This is a genomic window from Micromonospora sp. NPDC005413, from assembly GCF_040606435.1.
Taxonomy (GTDB): domain Bacteria; phylum Actinomycetota; class Actinomycetes; order Mycobacteriales; family Micromonosporaceae; genus Micromonospora.
Genome location: NZ_JBEXEV010000019.1, coordinates 1 through 12,867 on the forward strand (window position 1 = coordinate 1; position 12,867 = coordinate 12,867).

16 protein-coding genes are annotated in these 12,867 nt (G+C 71.4%); 7 read left to right on the top strand and 9 right to left on the bottom strand.

What is annotated here, in order from left to right; translation table 11 throughout:
• Nucleotides 1–123: 123 nt before the first annotated feature.
• The 3 genes from ABZS37_RS19920 to ABZS37_RS19930 all read right to left on the bottom strand — a co-directional run bounded on the left by ABZS37_RS19920 (nt 124) and on the right by ABZS37_RS19930 (nt 2,923).
• Nucleotides 124–1,299: a cysteine desulfurase family protein gene (locus ABZS37_RS19920; RefSeq protein WP_355170903.1), complete on the bottom strand. Its 1,176-nt coding sequence runs from the start codon at nt 1,297–1,299 to the stop codon at nt 124–126.
• 134 nt (nt 1,300–1,433) lie between these two features.
• On the bottom strand, nt 1,434–2,096 hold the full coding sequence (locus ABZS37_RS19925; RefSeq protein ID WP_355170905.1) for a class F sortase: 663 nt from the start codon (nt 2,094–2,096) through the stop codon (nt 1,434–1,436).
• Complete coding sequence (locus ABZS37_RS19930) at nt 2,093–2,923, bottom strand: DUF4397 domain-containing protein (protein ID WP_355170907.1); 831 nt, start codon at nt 2,921–2,923, stop codon at nt 2,093–2,095. Before ABZS37_RS19930 ends, ABZS37_RS19925 begins: the two co-directional genes overlap by 4 nt.
• 230 nt (nt 2,924–3,153) lie before the next feature.
• Between ABZS37_RS19930 and ABZS37_RS19935 the strand changes: the two genes are divergently transcribed.
• A complete protein-coding gene (locus tag ABZS37_RS19935) occupies nt 3,154–3,756 on the top strand; it encodes a sigma-70 family RNA polymerase sigma factor (protein WP_355170909.1) in 603 nt (200 codons plus the stop codon).
• Complete coding sequence (locus ABZS37_RS19940; RefSeq protein ID WP_355170911.1) at nt 3,710–4,495, top strand: anti-sigma factor; 786 nt, start codon at nt 3,710–3,712, stop codon at nt 4,493–4,495. Before ABZS37_RS19935 ends, ABZS37_RS19940 begins: the two co-directional genes overlap by 47 nt.
• Before the next feature lie 112 nt (nt 4,496–4,607).
• Here ABZS37_RS19940 and ABZS37_RS19945 read toward each other — a convergent pair whose 3' ends face one another.
• The 4 genes from ABZS37_RS19945 to ABZS37_RS19960 all read right to left on the bottom strand — a co-directional run bounded on the left by ABZS37_RS19945 (nt 4,608) and on the right by ABZS37_RS19960 (nt 7,755).
• A complete protein-coding gene (locus ABZS37_RS19945; RefSeq protein WP_355170913.1) occupies nt 4,608–5,567 on the bottom strand; it encodes an electron transfer flavoprotein subunit alpha/FixB family protein in 960 nt (319 codons plus the stop codon).
• A 14-nt stretch (nt 5,568–5,581) separates the two neighbouring features.
• Nucleotides 5,582–6,361, bottom strand: coding sequence for an electron transfer flavoprotein subunit beta/FixA family protein (locus ABZS37_RS19950; protein ID WP_355170915.1), 780 nt, complete (start codon nt 6,359–6,361; stop codon nt 5,582–5,584).
• 186 nt (nt 6,362–6,547) lie between these two features.
• Nucleotides 6,548–6,955 (bottom strand): hypothetical protein, encoded by a 408-nt coding sequence (locus ABZS37_RS19955; protein WP_355170917.1) that lies wholly within the window; start codon nt 6,953–6,955, stop codon nt 6,548–6,550.
• Nucleotides 6,956–6,957: 2 nt separating this feature from the next.
• Complete coding sequence (locus ABZS37_RS19960; protein ID WP_355170919.1) at nt 6,958–7,755, bottom strand: GNAT family N-acetyltransferase; 798 nt, start codon at nt 7,753–7,755, stop codon at nt 6,958–6,960.
• Between the two features lie 42 nt (nt 7,756–7,797).
• Here ABZS37_RS19960 and ABZS37_RS19965 point away from each other — a divergent pair, with 42 nt between their 5' ends.
• The 3 genes from ABZS37_RS19965 to ABZS37_RS19975 are packed head-to-tail and all read left to right on the top strand — an operon-like array spanning nt 7,798 to nt 8,936.
• Complete coding sequence (locus ABZS37_RS19965; RefSeq protein ID WP_355170921.1) at nt 7,798–8,190, top strand: DUF202 domain-containing protein; 393 nt, start codon at nt 7,798–7,800, stop codon at nt 8,188–8,190.
• Nucleotides 8,187–8,492 carry a DUF202 domain-containing protein gene (locus ABZS37_RS19970; RefSeq protein ID WP_355170923.1) on the top strand — a complete coding sequence of 102 codons (306 nt, stop codon included), beginning with the start codon at nt 8,187–8,189 and terminating at the stop codon, nt 8,490–8,492. The genes ABZS37_RS19965 and ABZS37_RS19970 overlap by 4 nt, the downstream gene beginning before the upstream one ends.
• A gap of 27 nt (nt 8,493–8,519) precedes the next feature.
• Nucleotides 8,520–8,936 carry a PLD nuclease N-terminal domain-containing protein gene (locus tag ABZS37_RS19975; protein ID WP_355170925.1) on the top strand — a complete coding sequence of 139 codons (417 nt, stop codon included), beginning with the start codon at nt 8,520–8,522 and terminating at the stop codon, nt 8,934–8,936.
• A gap of 49 nt (nt 8,937–8,985) precedes the next feature.
• Here ABZS37_RS19975 and ABZS37_RS19980 read toward each other — a convergent pair whose 3' ends face one another.
• The gene (locus ABZS37_RS19980) at nt 8,986–10,608 is read right to left on the bottom strand and encodes an acetolactate synthase (RefSeq protein ID WP_354997045.1); all 1,623 of its coding nucleotides are present in this window, start codon (nt 10,606–10,608) and stop codon (nt 8,986–8,988) included.
• Between the two features lie 67 nt (nt 10,609–10,675).
• Nucleotides 10,676–11,449 (bottom strand): enoyl-CoA hydratase-related protein, encoded by a 774-nt coding sequence (locus ABZS37_RS19985; protein WP_355170927.1) that lies wholly within the window; start codon nt 11,447–11,449, stop codon nt 10,676–10,678.
• A gap of 98 nt (nt 11,450–11,547) precedes the next feature.
• Here ABZS37_RS19985 and ABZS37_RS19990 point away from each other — a divergent pair, with 98 nt between their 5' ends.
• Nucleotides 11,548–12,027, top strand: coding sequence for a DUF6232 family protein (locus ABZS37_RS19990; RefSeq protein ID WP_355170929.1), 480 nt, complete (start codon nt 11,548–11,550; stop codon nt 12,025–12,027).
• 309 nt (nt 12,028–12,336) lie between these two features.
• A complete protein-coding gene (locus ABZS37_RS19995) occupies nt 12,337–12,819 on the top strand; it encodes a DUF6232 family protein (protein ID WP_355170931.1) in 483 nt (160 codons plus the stop codon).
• The last annotated feature ends 48 nt before the right edge of the window (nt 12,820–12,867 follow it).

Here is a 12,867-nt window from a genome sequence, read left to right on the forward strand (position 1 = left end):
GCGGGCGCGGGGCGCGGGGCACGGGGCGCGGGGCACGGGGCACGGGGCACGGGGCGCGGGGCACGGGGCACGGGGCACGGGGCGCGGGGCACGGGGCACGGGGCACGGGGCGCGGGGCGCGGGTTAGCGGGGGGTTCGGAGGGCTGCGGCTCGGCGGGCTCGGTCTACCGCTGCGGGGAGGGCCGCTATCAGGGCATTGACGTCGGCCTCGGTGCTCGTGTGGCCGAGGGTGAAACGGAGTGAGGAGCGGGCGCGGTCGTCGTCGGCACCCATCGCCAGCAGCACGTGCGACGGCTGGGCCACGCCCGCCGAGCAGGCCGAACCCGTCGAGCAGGCGATGCCCTGGGCGTCGAGGAGGAGCAGCAGGGCGTCACCCTCGCAGCCCGGAAAGGAGAAGTGCGCGTTGCCGGGCAACCGGTCCGCCGGGTCACCGTTGTAGATCACCTCGGGCACCGCCCGGCGAACCCGCTCGATCAGGTCGTCGCGGAGCGCGGCCACCCGGGCCGCGTACTCCTGCTGGCCCTTCACCGCCGTCTCGACGGCGACCGCGAAGGCGACGATGCCGGCGGTGTCCAGGGTGCCGGAGCGTACGTCGCGTTCCTGACCGCCGCCGTGCAGCAGCGGCGTGGCCGCAACGTCCCGGGCGAGCAGCAGCGCGCCCACCCCGGTTGGGCCGCCCAACTTGTGCCCGGTGACGGTCAGCGCGGCGACCCCGCTGGCGCCGAAGTCGACGGGCACCTGACCGACCGCCTGGACGGCGTCGGTGTGGAACGGCACGCCGTGCTCGGCGGCGACGGCGGCCAGCTCGGCGACCGGCTGGACGGTGCCCACCTCGTTGTTCGCCCACATCGTGGTGACCACGGCCACCCGCTCGGCGTGCGCGGCCAGCTCGGCACGCAGGTCCTCCGGGTCGAGCCGACCGGCGGCGTCCACCGGCAGCCAGCCGACCTCGGCGCCTTCGTGCTCAGCCAGCCAGTCGACCGCGTCAAGCACCGCATGGTGCTCGACGGCGCTGGAGACCACTCGTCGGCGGTCGGGGCCGGCTCCCCGGCGGGCCCAGAAGATGCCCTTGACCGCGAGGTTGTCACTCTCAGTGCCGCCACCGGTGAAGATCACCTCAGACGGCCGGGCGCCCAGCACCGCGGCCACCCGCTCGCGGGACTCTTCGACCCGGCGGCGGGCGCGGCGACCCGACGCGTGGAGGGAGGACGCGTTGCCGACCTCGCGGGCGGTAGCAACGTACGCCTCCAGTGCCTCATCGAGCATCGGAGTCGTCGCCGCGTGATCCAGGTAAGCCATCACCGGTCAGCCTACGGCCGACAGGTCGGGGATCCGATGCCGGAGGGGACTCCGGCGATCGGCCGGTCTGCGGAGCAGCGCGGCCGGGGTGGGAAGAGGCTCTTCCCACCCCGGCACGACGCCGGTGGACCCGATCAGGCGGGCACCGCCGTGACGACGATGTTGTCGCGGTACTTGCGGGCCTTGGCGTCGAACGGCCCACCGCAGGTGATCAGGGTCAGTCGCGGCTTGCCGTCCCGGGCGAAGTACCGATCCAACGGGATCTTGGTCTTGGTGTACTCCTCCCGGGCGATGACCCGGAACTGCCGTGCCTTGCCGTCGCTGCCGGTCGCAGTCAGGGTGTCACCCTGGTCCAGCTCCCGTAGGCGGAAGAACGCGCCCTTGCCCTGCTTGGCGCTGTCCACGTGACCGGCGATGACCACCGAGCCGGCATCGGCCTCCAGGCCGGGACCGTACCGGTACCAGCCGATCTGGTCGACGCTCGGCGGCACCTCGAACTCGTTGGTCCGCTCGTTGATGCCCACCGCGTTGACAGTCGCGGTGACGTCGATTCCCGGGATCACCAGCCGGACCGGCGGGACGATCTTCCCGTCGGCCGGCAGGTCACCGGCGGTCACCGGGACCGACGAGTCGCCGCCGCTGGCCGGAGGCGTTGCGGTGGCGGACGCCAGGGTGCTCGCCTCCTCCGCGCCGACGTCCTCGGCTGGCTGGGAGCCGCACGCCACCAGGGTGGCGACGGTGAGCACGGCAACGCCGGCGGCCAGGGCCGCCAGCGCGCCGCGGTTGCGCACCGTCACTTGCGACCGGTCCGCGCGGTCGCCATCCGCACCCCACCACCGAGCAGCAGGAGCACGCCGGCGCCGGTGAGCATGTACCACCAGGTGTTCACGCCCGTGCCGGCCTGACCACCGTCACCGCTCGGCACGCCGCCCGGGGCGGAGTGCAGGCCGGTGATGGTCTGGGCCACCACGTCGAGGGTCTTGCCCTCGGCGGAGCCGATCGCGTAGACGATCGTCGCGGTGCCCTCCTTGAGGTTGAGGTCCGCCGGGCCGATGGCCACGGTGTCGGTGCCGGCGAGAACCACGTCCGCCTTCACGTTGCCGGCGTCGACGTCGCCCTTGGCCTCGTTCGGGTTGGTGAGACCCTTGAAGACCGGGGTGCCGCCGGCGCGCACGTCCACCGCCGGGGCGGCGGCGGTGTGCCGGACGATCAGCCGGGCCTTACCGGCGTCGACCTTCGAGACGTCGTTCACGAACGGGGTGATCTTCGGCTGGCCCTCGGCGTCGAGGTGTGCCGCGATGCTGATGTTCGCCCCGCCCGGAACAGCGGCGTTGTCGACCTTGAGGATCGCGCTGCCGATCGGCTCGCCGGGCTTGGTGAGCGCAATGTCGTAGTCGCCCTCCTCCAGGTTCAGCGGACCAGCGACATCGCCGGGCTTGAAGTTGTCCAGCGTCTTCTTGCCGTTGACGTAGACGTCGACCGGGGTGTCCGGGATGCCGTGCACGACGGAGACCTTCGACGTGGCGGCGTATGCGGGGGTCGCGGTGATCGCGCCGACCCCGGCGAAGGCCAGCGCGGCGACGGCTCCGCCCGCGGCGACCCGACGGAAGTACGAGAGCTGCATGTATTGCCTCCTGCTAGGTGGTGCTGGTTCGTCAGGCCTGGCTTGCAGAACGGATTACGCCGGCTGCGCGACGGGTGGATGCGCTCTCGACGCGATTTCTTTTCCGGCCCCGCCCGCATCCAGATCGGGTCCGCGAGACGAAGAGCTGGTGAGATGACATCGACCGGGAGAGTGGGGCGGAGACTGTGCCAGCTACAGTCGGGTATGCCCCATCGAAGGCGAGCCGCTCGATGACGGCCCTACGACAGGAACCGGATCCCCCGGTGGACGACCTCGACCTCCGCTTCCGCGCGGGCGACGACGTGGCGCTCCGCGAGGCGTACGACCGGTACGGCCGTGCCGTGCTCCACCTGGCAACTTCCATGCTGGCCAACCGCAGCGACGCCGAGGACGTGACCCAGGCGACATTCGTCGCAGCCTGGCTGGGCAGGGACACCTTCGACCCGGCCAAGGGATCGCTGATCGGCTGGTTGCTCGGCATCGGTCGGCGCAAGGTGATCGACCGGATGCGGGCCTCGGCCCGGGAGACCCGGGTGGTGGAGACGGTCCGGCAGCTGCCCGAGCCGGCACAGACCGACCCCGACCCGGATCGGGTGGTGGACCGGCTCGTGATCGCCGACGAGCTGGCCCGTCTCCCGGACGACCAGCGGCGCATGCTGGAGCTGGCCTTCTACGACGACCTGACACACCAGCAGATAGCCACGGTGACCGGGGTGCCGTTGGGCACCGTGAAGAGCCACATCCGGCGCGGCATGGCGAGCTTGAAACGCAGATGGGAGGTGGACGGTGCAGCACCTGGACCACGACCGGCTGGTCTTTCTGGCGCTCGGTGAGAGCGAGGCGGACAACGGGGAGAGCACCCACCTCGACACCTGCGCGCACTGCCGGGTGGAGATGGCGACCCTCCAGCGGGTGGCTGGGCTCGGCGCGGAGACGCAGGACCTTGGTGACCTACCCGACCCGCCGGAGCACATCTGGCAGGGCATCGCGGCGGAGATCAGCGCTGCGGAGGCCCTGCCGTCGCTGACCGACACCCGTCGGCAGCAGGTGCCTGAGCAGGTCAGCGGCACGACGGCCGAGCCGACGGTCACCCGGCTGGATTCGGGGCGCCATTCCCGCCGGGGCCGTGGCTGGTCCCGCTGGGCGTCGGTTGCGGTGACCGCGGTCGCCGCCGCAGCGGTCGGGGTGTTGGGCACGGTCTCCGTGTTGCGCCCGGACGACCCGGCCCCCGCCCCGACACAGGTGGTGGTGGCCAGCGCGCCACTGGCGGCGTACGGATCGACGCCACCAGCGGCCAAGGGTGACGCGCGGGTTCTCCAGGACGGCCAACTGCATCTGCATGTGGCGAATCTCCCGAGCGTTCCGGGGTACTACGAGGTCTGGCTCATCAATCCGACGACGATGGACATGTTCTCGGTCGGCACCCTGGGTGGCGGTCCCGATGCTCTGCTGCCACTACCCCCGACGGCCGACCTCAAGAGCTACTCGGTGGTCGACGTCTCCGCCGAGCAGTTCGACAACAACAGCCGCCACTCAGGCGACAGCCTGCTGAGGGGCACCCTGACGGGCTGATCGGCAGGCCGGTTCAGCTCCCCGGCCCGCCGATCAGCTCTTACGAAAAGGAGTGGCCGCCCACATTTGGGCGGCCACTCCTTTGTCGTGCGGTGCCGGCGTACCGGCAGGGTCACTTGCGCTTGCGGATCTCCTCGGCAGCCTGCGGGACGATCTTGAACAGGTCACCCACCACGCCGAAGTCGGCCAGTTCGAAGATCGGCGCCTCGCCGTCCTTGTTGACCGCGACGATGGTCTTCGAGGTCTGCATGCCGGCCCGGTGCTGGATGGCACCGGAGATGCCGAGCGCGACGTAGAGCTGTGGGGAGACCGTCTTGCCGGTCTGGCCCACCTGGAACTGGTGCGGGTAGAAGCCGGAGTCGACGGCCGCCCGGGACGCTCCGACGGCGCCGCCGAGCAGGTCGGCGAGCTCCTCGACCAGCTTGAAGTTGTCGGCGTTGCCGACGCCGCGACCGCCGGAGACGACCACGCCGGCCTCGGTCAGCTCGGGGCGGGAGCCCTTCTGCTCGGCGACGCGCTCGACGACCCTGGCCAGCTTGTCGGTGTCGTTGACCGACACCGTGAGCTGCTCGATCGCCGGGGTGGCCGCCGCAGCGGTCGGGGTGACCGAGTTGGGCCGGACGGTGACCAGCGGCAGGCCCTTGGTGACCTTGGACTTGACGATGGTGGAGCCGGCGAAGGCGATCTGGGTGGCGGTGCCGTCTGCGGCCAGGCCGACCACGTCGGTCAGGATGCCGTTGTCGAGCTTGACGGCGAGCCGGGCGGCGATCTCCTTGCCCTCCTGAGCCGACGCCAGCAGCACCGCGGCCGGCTCGACCCGCTTGACCAGCTCGGCCAGCACGGTGGCCTTGGGAGCCACCAGGTAGCCGTCGATCTCGTCACCCTCGGCGGCGTAGATCTTCTCCGCGCCGTACTCGCCCAGCTTGGCGCTCAGCGCCTCCGCGGCGCCAGCACCGCCGAGCACCACCGCGCTCGGGGTGCCCAGCTCGCGGGCGAGGGTGAGCATCTCCAGGGTGACCTTCTTGACGCCGAATTCCTTGGTGGCTTCGACGACGACGAGAACCTCAGACATGTTCAGACCCGCTCTCACACGAACTTTTCGGTGGCGAGGAACTCGACCAGCTTGACGCCGCCCTCGCCCTCATCGGTGATCTTGGCGCCGCCGGAGCGCGGCGGGCGCTTGGTGTGCTCGACGACGGCGCTGGTGGCACCATCGAAGCCCACCTCGGAGGGCGCGACACCGAGGTCGGCCAGGGAGAACGTCTGCACCGGCTTCTTCTTCGCGGCCATGATGCCCTTGAAGGAGGGGTAGCGCGGCTCGTTGATGGTGTCCCAGACGGAGACCACGGCCGGGGTGGAGGCGGTGACCACCTCGTAGCCCTCCTCGGTCTGCCGCTCGACGGTCAGCGTGGCACCGTCGACGGTGAGCTTGCGGGCGCCGGTGAGCGCCGCGACGCCCAGCCGCTCGGCGATCATGTGCGGCAGGACCTGGACCCGACCGTCGGTGGACTCGGCGCCGCAGATCACCAGGTCGGCACCCAGCTGACCGAGCGCGGCGGCGATCACCTTCGAGGTGGCGACGGCGCAGGAACCGTGCAGGGCGTCGTCCACCACGTGCACGGCCTTGTCCGGGCCCATGGAGAGCGCCTTGCGGATCGACTCGGTCGCCCGGTCCGGACCCATGGTCAGGATGGTGACCTCGCCACCGTGCGCCTCCTTGATCTTCAGCGCCTCCTCGATGGCGTACTCGTCCATCTCATTGATCACGTTGTTCGCCGAACCGCGGTCGACGGTGTTGTCGTCATTGCGCAGGTTGCGGTCCGCGCCCGAATCAGGCACCTGCTTGACGAGTACGACGATATTCATCGCGCTTCGACGACCCTCCTGTGTGGTGGTGCGATTCGCTCGCCCGGTATGGGCGCAGCGTCGCGCGTTGGTCGACGCCAGGTCAACCGCGGGCTGCTGTGCAGTTGCCCACGACGCAATGTTACCTGCCAGTAGGTTGCGCTCCCGAGGCCCTCAGAGTGACACAGCTCACCGGCAGGCGGCCGGTCAGGTCGGCTCGGCCAACGCACCGCGGATCTGGTCGATGGCCGCCGCCTCGGCGGGCGCGATCCCGTCGTGCGCCCGGGCCACCCGGTCCGCCGCGGTCAACACCACCTCGCGGTACGCGTCCACGTCCGCCGGTGACTTCTCCCGCAGGATCCGCACCGCCCGGCCGAGCGCCGGCAGCACCACCGACTCGATCTCCAACTGGGAGTCCCGGGGCAGTCGGGGCAGCGGACCGCTGGTCAACGCATCCTTGACCACCCCGCTGGCGTCGGCCAGCGCGCCGGAGGCGGCGAAGCTCTCCCGGATCACCCCCACCATCCCCGGGTCGGCGTTGGAGACCAGGAAGACGGCACCGAAGACACCGGTCTTGAGGGTCAGCCGCTCCTCGTCCGTCAACCGCTGCTCCATGATCACGGAGTGTAGACGTACGGGGTGGTGGTGGTGACCGGAACGAGGCCGAGCCGCTGGAGGATCGGCCGACTGTCCTCGGATGCGTCGACCTGCAGCAGCGTCCGGTCCCGCTGGTCGGCCAGCCGCGCCCGGTACGTGACCAACGCCCGGTAGATGCCCTTGCGACGCCACTGCGGCAGGGTGGAGCCGCCCCAGAGAGTGGCGAAGCCGGTGTTCGCCGGGAAACGCACCCAGCCGGCGCTCACCACCGTCTCGCCCGCCTCGGCCACCACCACGGTGATCGAGTGCGGGTCGGCGTCGATCTCCTTGGCCAGACCCCCGATGAGATGCGACCGGTCCTCCTGCCAGACCTCCTCCTCCATGGCGGCGATCCGCTCCAGGTCGGCCCGGGAGGTCACCTCACGCAGGCGTACCCCCTCGCGGACGACCGGCAGCGCGGCGGCCAGCGGCGCGACCGGCCCGATCACGACGGTCTCCCGGTCCTCCGCGACGAAGCCGGCGGCGCGCAGGCGGTCCGCCAGGTCCGCTGGTTCGTCGTGCTCGTTGAGCTTCCACTCCACCGACTCGCCGCGCTCGCGGAACAACTGCACCTGGCGGGCGATCAGGTCGTCCAGCGCGTCACCGGTCAATCCGGCGAGGTTGCGGTAGGTGAGGAACCCACCGGCGTCGAGCCCGAAGATCCGGACCAGCGGCCCGTCCCGCTCCACCGTCACCCCGGCCGGGACCGGGTCGGGGATCTCCGGGCGGAGTTGGTTGTCATAGGCCGTACGCAGCGTCATCACGTCGAGATCAGTCACCGACCCAGGCTAAGCGGGAGGGGAAGCGGATAATCTCCCTCCGTGTGGGCGGCGATCAGGCGATGGTTCGACCCGGCGGAGCTGGGCTCGGTCGGTGAACGGCCGGACTACCGGTTCTCCCTGGCCAACGAACGGACCTTCCTCGCCTGGCTGCGCACCGGGCTGGCGCTGGTCGGCGGCGGGTTGGCCGTCGCACAGTTCCTGCCGCCCCTGCCGATGGGCCATCTGCGGGAGGTGATCGCGGTCGCACTGCTGCTGCTCGGCGGCGCCGTCGCGATCCGCGCGGTGGACCACTGGGCGCGTACCGAACGGGCCATCCGCCTCGGTCAGGAGCTGCCCGCGTCCCGGTTTCCCGCCATCCTCGCCCTCGCCGTCGGTGCCGGGGCGGTGCTGCTGGTGGTCGCCGTCCTGGTCCGGGCGATCGGCGGGCAATGAGCGCCGGACGCGACCCAGGGCTGCAACCGGAGCGGACCCGGTTGGCGTGGCGGCGCACCCTGCTCACGTTGACCGTCGTGACCGCGCTCGCCGTCCGGCTGGCATCGACCGGCGACCCGACCGCGGTGCTGATCGCCGGCGTCACCGTGCTGGTGTGGGGTGCCCTGCTGGTGCTCTGCTGGCCCCGGGGCACCGGCACCGGTCCGGCCCGCACCGGCGGCCGGACACTGCCCCTGGTCGCGTTGGGCACCGCGGGGCTCGCGCTACTGGGAGTGCTGCTCGTGCTTCTCAGACTGTGGTGACGGGATTCGGTGCGCCATGATGGGTGCATGGCCCGGCTTGGCGTACTCCTCTTCCTGGTGCAGATCGTTCTCGCGGTCTGCGCGCTGATCAGCTGTCTCTCCGCCGAGGAGGGCCAGATCCGTGCCCTCCCCCGGATAGCCTGGGTGCTGATCATCTTGTTCTTCCCGCTGGTCGGCTCGATCGCCTGGTTCATCATCGGTCGGGAGCCCAGCTCCGGCGCCCGCAAGGGCTGGCCGGGCGGCACCGGCTCCGCCGAACGGCAGCGCCCCCGACCGGTCGCTCCCGACGACGACCCGGAGTTCCTGCGCTCCGTGCAGGACCGCGCCAAGCAGCAGGACCAGGAGCTCTTTCGCCGCTGGGAGGAAGACCTACGCCGCCGCGAGGACGACCTGCGCCGCCGCGACGGTGAGCCGCCGCGCGAGGGTGACCGGCCGGAGGTGTGAGCGCGCCGCCGCCGCCCCGCTGAGGGACGACGGCGGCGGCGGGTGCGACTCAGGCCAGGTTCGACGACCGGGGGTACGCGTCGGTCGGGTCGGTGATCACATTGACCAGGTACGGCACTCCGGCGTCGAACGCCCGCTGCAGAGCGGGGCCCAGATCGGCCGCCTTGGCGACCGTCTCCCCCGCCCCGCCGAGCGCGCTGACCACCGTGTCGTAGCGCAGCTCGGGCTGCAGGTCGGCGGCCACGTCGTAGCCGTACATGGCCCGCATCGGGTGCTTCTCCAACCCCCAGATGCCGTTGTTGCCGACGACGATCACCACCGGCAGCTTCTGGCGGACCAGTGACTCGACGTCCATCAGCGAGAAGCCGGCAGCCCCGTCGCCCATCAGCACGCAGATCTGCCGGTCCGGGTGGCTGACCCGGGCGCCCATCGCGTAGCCCATGCCGGTGCCCAGGCAGCCGTACGGGCCCGGGTCCAGCCAGGTGCCGGGCTGGGCCGGCTCCAGGTACCGCCCGGCGTACGACACGAAGTCGCCGCCGTCGCCGATGGTGATCGCGTCGCGAGCCAGCACCCGACGCAGCTCGCCGTAGATCCGGGCCGGCCGGATCGGGTCGGTCTCGGCGGCCATCTCAGCGGCGTCCCGAGCCTTCGCCGCGTCCTCGGCGACGCGCAGGTCGGCGATCCAGTCGGTGTGGTCGGCCCGGTCGCCGGAGTGGTCGGCCAGCGCGGAGAGGATCAGGCGTAGGTCACCGGCGGGGGCGGCGGCCGGCTGCACGTGCGTCGCCCGCTGGGTGGGCGCGTCGACGATGTGCACCACCTTGGCGTCGCCGAAGTCACCGAAGCTGAGCCGGAAGTCCAGTGGGGTGCCGACCACCACGACCACGTCGGCGCCGGAGAGCGCGGCCCGGCGGGCCTTGGCGAACGCGAGCGGGTGCTCCGGTGGAAGCGAACCGCGGCCCATACCGTTGGTGAAGACCGGCACCTGCAACGCCTCGGCCGCCTCGCGCAGTGCGGGGACCGCGTCACCCGCGTACACGTCGGAGCCGGCGATGATGACCGGTCGCTGCGCCCCGGCGATGAGCATCGCGGCGCGGCCGACCTCCTCCGGGTCCGGCACGACCGGGTCGACGCCCGTCACGGCGGGCAGGTCGACCTCGGAGACCGAGAAGACCGTCTCGAGCGGGAAGTCGAGGAAGGCCGGGCCGCGGTGCGGGGTGAGCGCGGCGGTGAGCGCCGCACCCACCGCACGCGGGATGTCGTCGGTGCTGAACACCGTCTCGGCGTGCTTGGTGACCGGGGCGACCAGTGGCAGGTGGTCCATCTCCTGCAGGCTGCCGGATCCCCAGCGGAACGCGGGGGCGCGGCCCCCGAGCACCAGCACCGGGGAGGCGTTGAAGAACGCGCTGGTCATGGCGGAGATGCCGTTGGTGACACCGGGCCCAGCGGTGAGCACGGCGAGGCCGGGGCGGCGCTGCAGCTTGGCCACCGCCTCGGCGGCGAAGACCGCTGACTGCTCGTGCCTGACGTCGTAGATCGGGAAGTCGGTTTTGTGCGCGGCGTCGTAGAGCGGGAAGACGTGCCCGCCGGAGAGTGTGAACATCTCCCGTACGCCGTGCGCGCGTAGTGCCGCGAGCGCCAACTCGCCGCCGTGACCCTCGATCCGCTCCGTCATGTCGCTCCCATCGTCCGTGGCCGGGATCACAGGTTACCGGTGAGTCACCTGCCGCCCCGACCCTTGGTCAGCGGCCGGTGAAGCCCGGCTTGCGCTTCTCGACGAAGGCCGCCATGCCCTCACGCCGGTCGTCGGTGGCGAACAGCGCCGCGAAGAGCTGACTCTCCCAGGCCAGACCGGAGTTCAGATCCATGTCCAGGCCGCCGTCGACCGCCAGCTTCGCCGCGCGCAGCGCCTGCACAGGCCCGGTCAGGTACGGCGTGATCAGCGCGACGGCCGCGTCGTACACCTCGGCGGCCGGGACGACCCGGTCGGCCAGGCCGATCCGCAGCGCCTCCTGAGCGTCCACCATCCGCCCGGACATGATCAGGTCCTTGGCACGGGCCGGGCCGACCAGACGGGCCAGCCGCTGCGTGCCGCCCGCGCCGGGGATGATGCCCAGCTTGATCTCCGGCTGGCCGAGCTTGGCGTCCTCGGCGACCACCCGCCAGTCGCAGGCCAACGCCAGCTCGCAACCGCCACCCAGGGCGTACCCGGTGATCGCGGCGACCACCGGCTTGGGGATCCGGGCGATCGCGCCGAGCGCGCTGGACAGGTTCGCGGCCCGGTCAGCCATGTCCACGTAGGACATCTCGGCCATCTGCTTGATGTCCGCACCGGCGGCGAAGACCTTCTCCCCGCCGTACACGATGACGGCGCGGACCTCGGGGTCGGCGGTGGCCGCCGTGGCGGCGGCGCGCAACTCCTCCTGCACCTGGGTGTTGAGCGCGTTCATCGGCGGCCGCTCCAGCCGAATGGTGCCGATGCCGTCCTTGGTCTCCAGCCGAACGAACTCGCCCACGCTGCCCTCACTTCCTCGTCGAAGTCGCGTGCCAACCTTACGACCCGACTCGTTTGGGTAAGTAGTGTGGTGTCAGCCCCGCGGGCGGGAGTCCAGCCATGACCACTTATTACGACGACAGGTCGGTGCAGGTCACCTCCACCACCGTCCGAGTCGATGGCCGCAGCTACGCGCTGTCCGACATCACCATGATCTGGCACCGCCGTGGCACCCGCTCCTGGCGGGTGCTCGTGGGGCGGGGCGCGATCGGCGCCGCACTGGCCGGTCCGCTGGTCGCGGCGGTCCTGGGCATCGGCGTGGCTGTCTGGCTGCACCGCTCGCCCACCGTGACGATCGCGATCGTCGGGGCGTCGGTGCTGGTCGGGTTGGCCGTCGGGCCGGTCGCCGACTTCCTCTTCGAGCACCTCGACCGCTCGTACGCCCGGGGCAGCCGGCAACTGGAGATGTGGGCGCGCTGGCGCGGCCAGCCGGTGCGGTTGCTGCACACCGGTGACGCGTTGCGCTTCGGGCAGATCTACCGGGCGGTGCAGCGCGCGGTCGAGCACAGCCAACCAGCCCGCCCCGCCACCCGCCGCTAGGCCCCCGTCAAGGCGAGAGTGCCTGGTCGCCGCCGGTGGGTTCGCTGAAGCGACAGCAACCGGGTGCGTCAGCGCGGGCGGGGCCATCTGTCCGACGGTGCCTTTGGAGCTGATGTCGTAAACGAATCAGCCGGGCTCGCACTGTCGCAGACGAACCGGGGCGCGACAACGCGCGAGCGTGATGTCGCAAACGATTCAGCTCCAGAGGCGCTTCGCACCACCCCCGCCCCCCCAACCTGGCCTTCGTCGAGCCCCGTGTGACGAGAGCCGGGCGAGGCGGGGGTTGCCCGCCGGTGGTTAGGCTTAGTGATGACCCTCTATTACCGGGACGACGCGGTGCAGGTGACCTCCGAGTCGATCCGGGCGGGCGGTCACGTGATCGCCCTGTCCGACGTGACGTTCGTCTGGCACGCGCGGGGGCAGAAGACCCTCGCGGTGCGTGGCCGGGTGCTGGGTCGCGGTGTCCTGGTCCTGCTGCTGTCGCTGCCGCCGCTGGTCGCGGTGGTCTGCGTGCTGTCGCTGGCCTGGTCGGCGCAGGACCGGGGCAACTGGCAGCTGGCGCTGATCATCCTCGCGGCCTGCGCGGTGGGGGCGCTGGCGTTGACCCCGTTCCTGGAGATTCCCCTGAGTTGGCTGGATCGCTCCTACGAGCGCGGCAGTCACGTGCACGAGCTGTGGGTGCAGCACCACGGCCGGGAGGATCTGCTGGTGCGCACCCCGGACGCGCTACGGTTCGGGCAGATCTACCGGGCCGTGCAGCGTGCCGTCGAACAGCAGGGGGACCATCGATGACCACCCGGCGCGGCGAGGCCGCTGATCTGGTGGGCGCAGCGCGTCGCC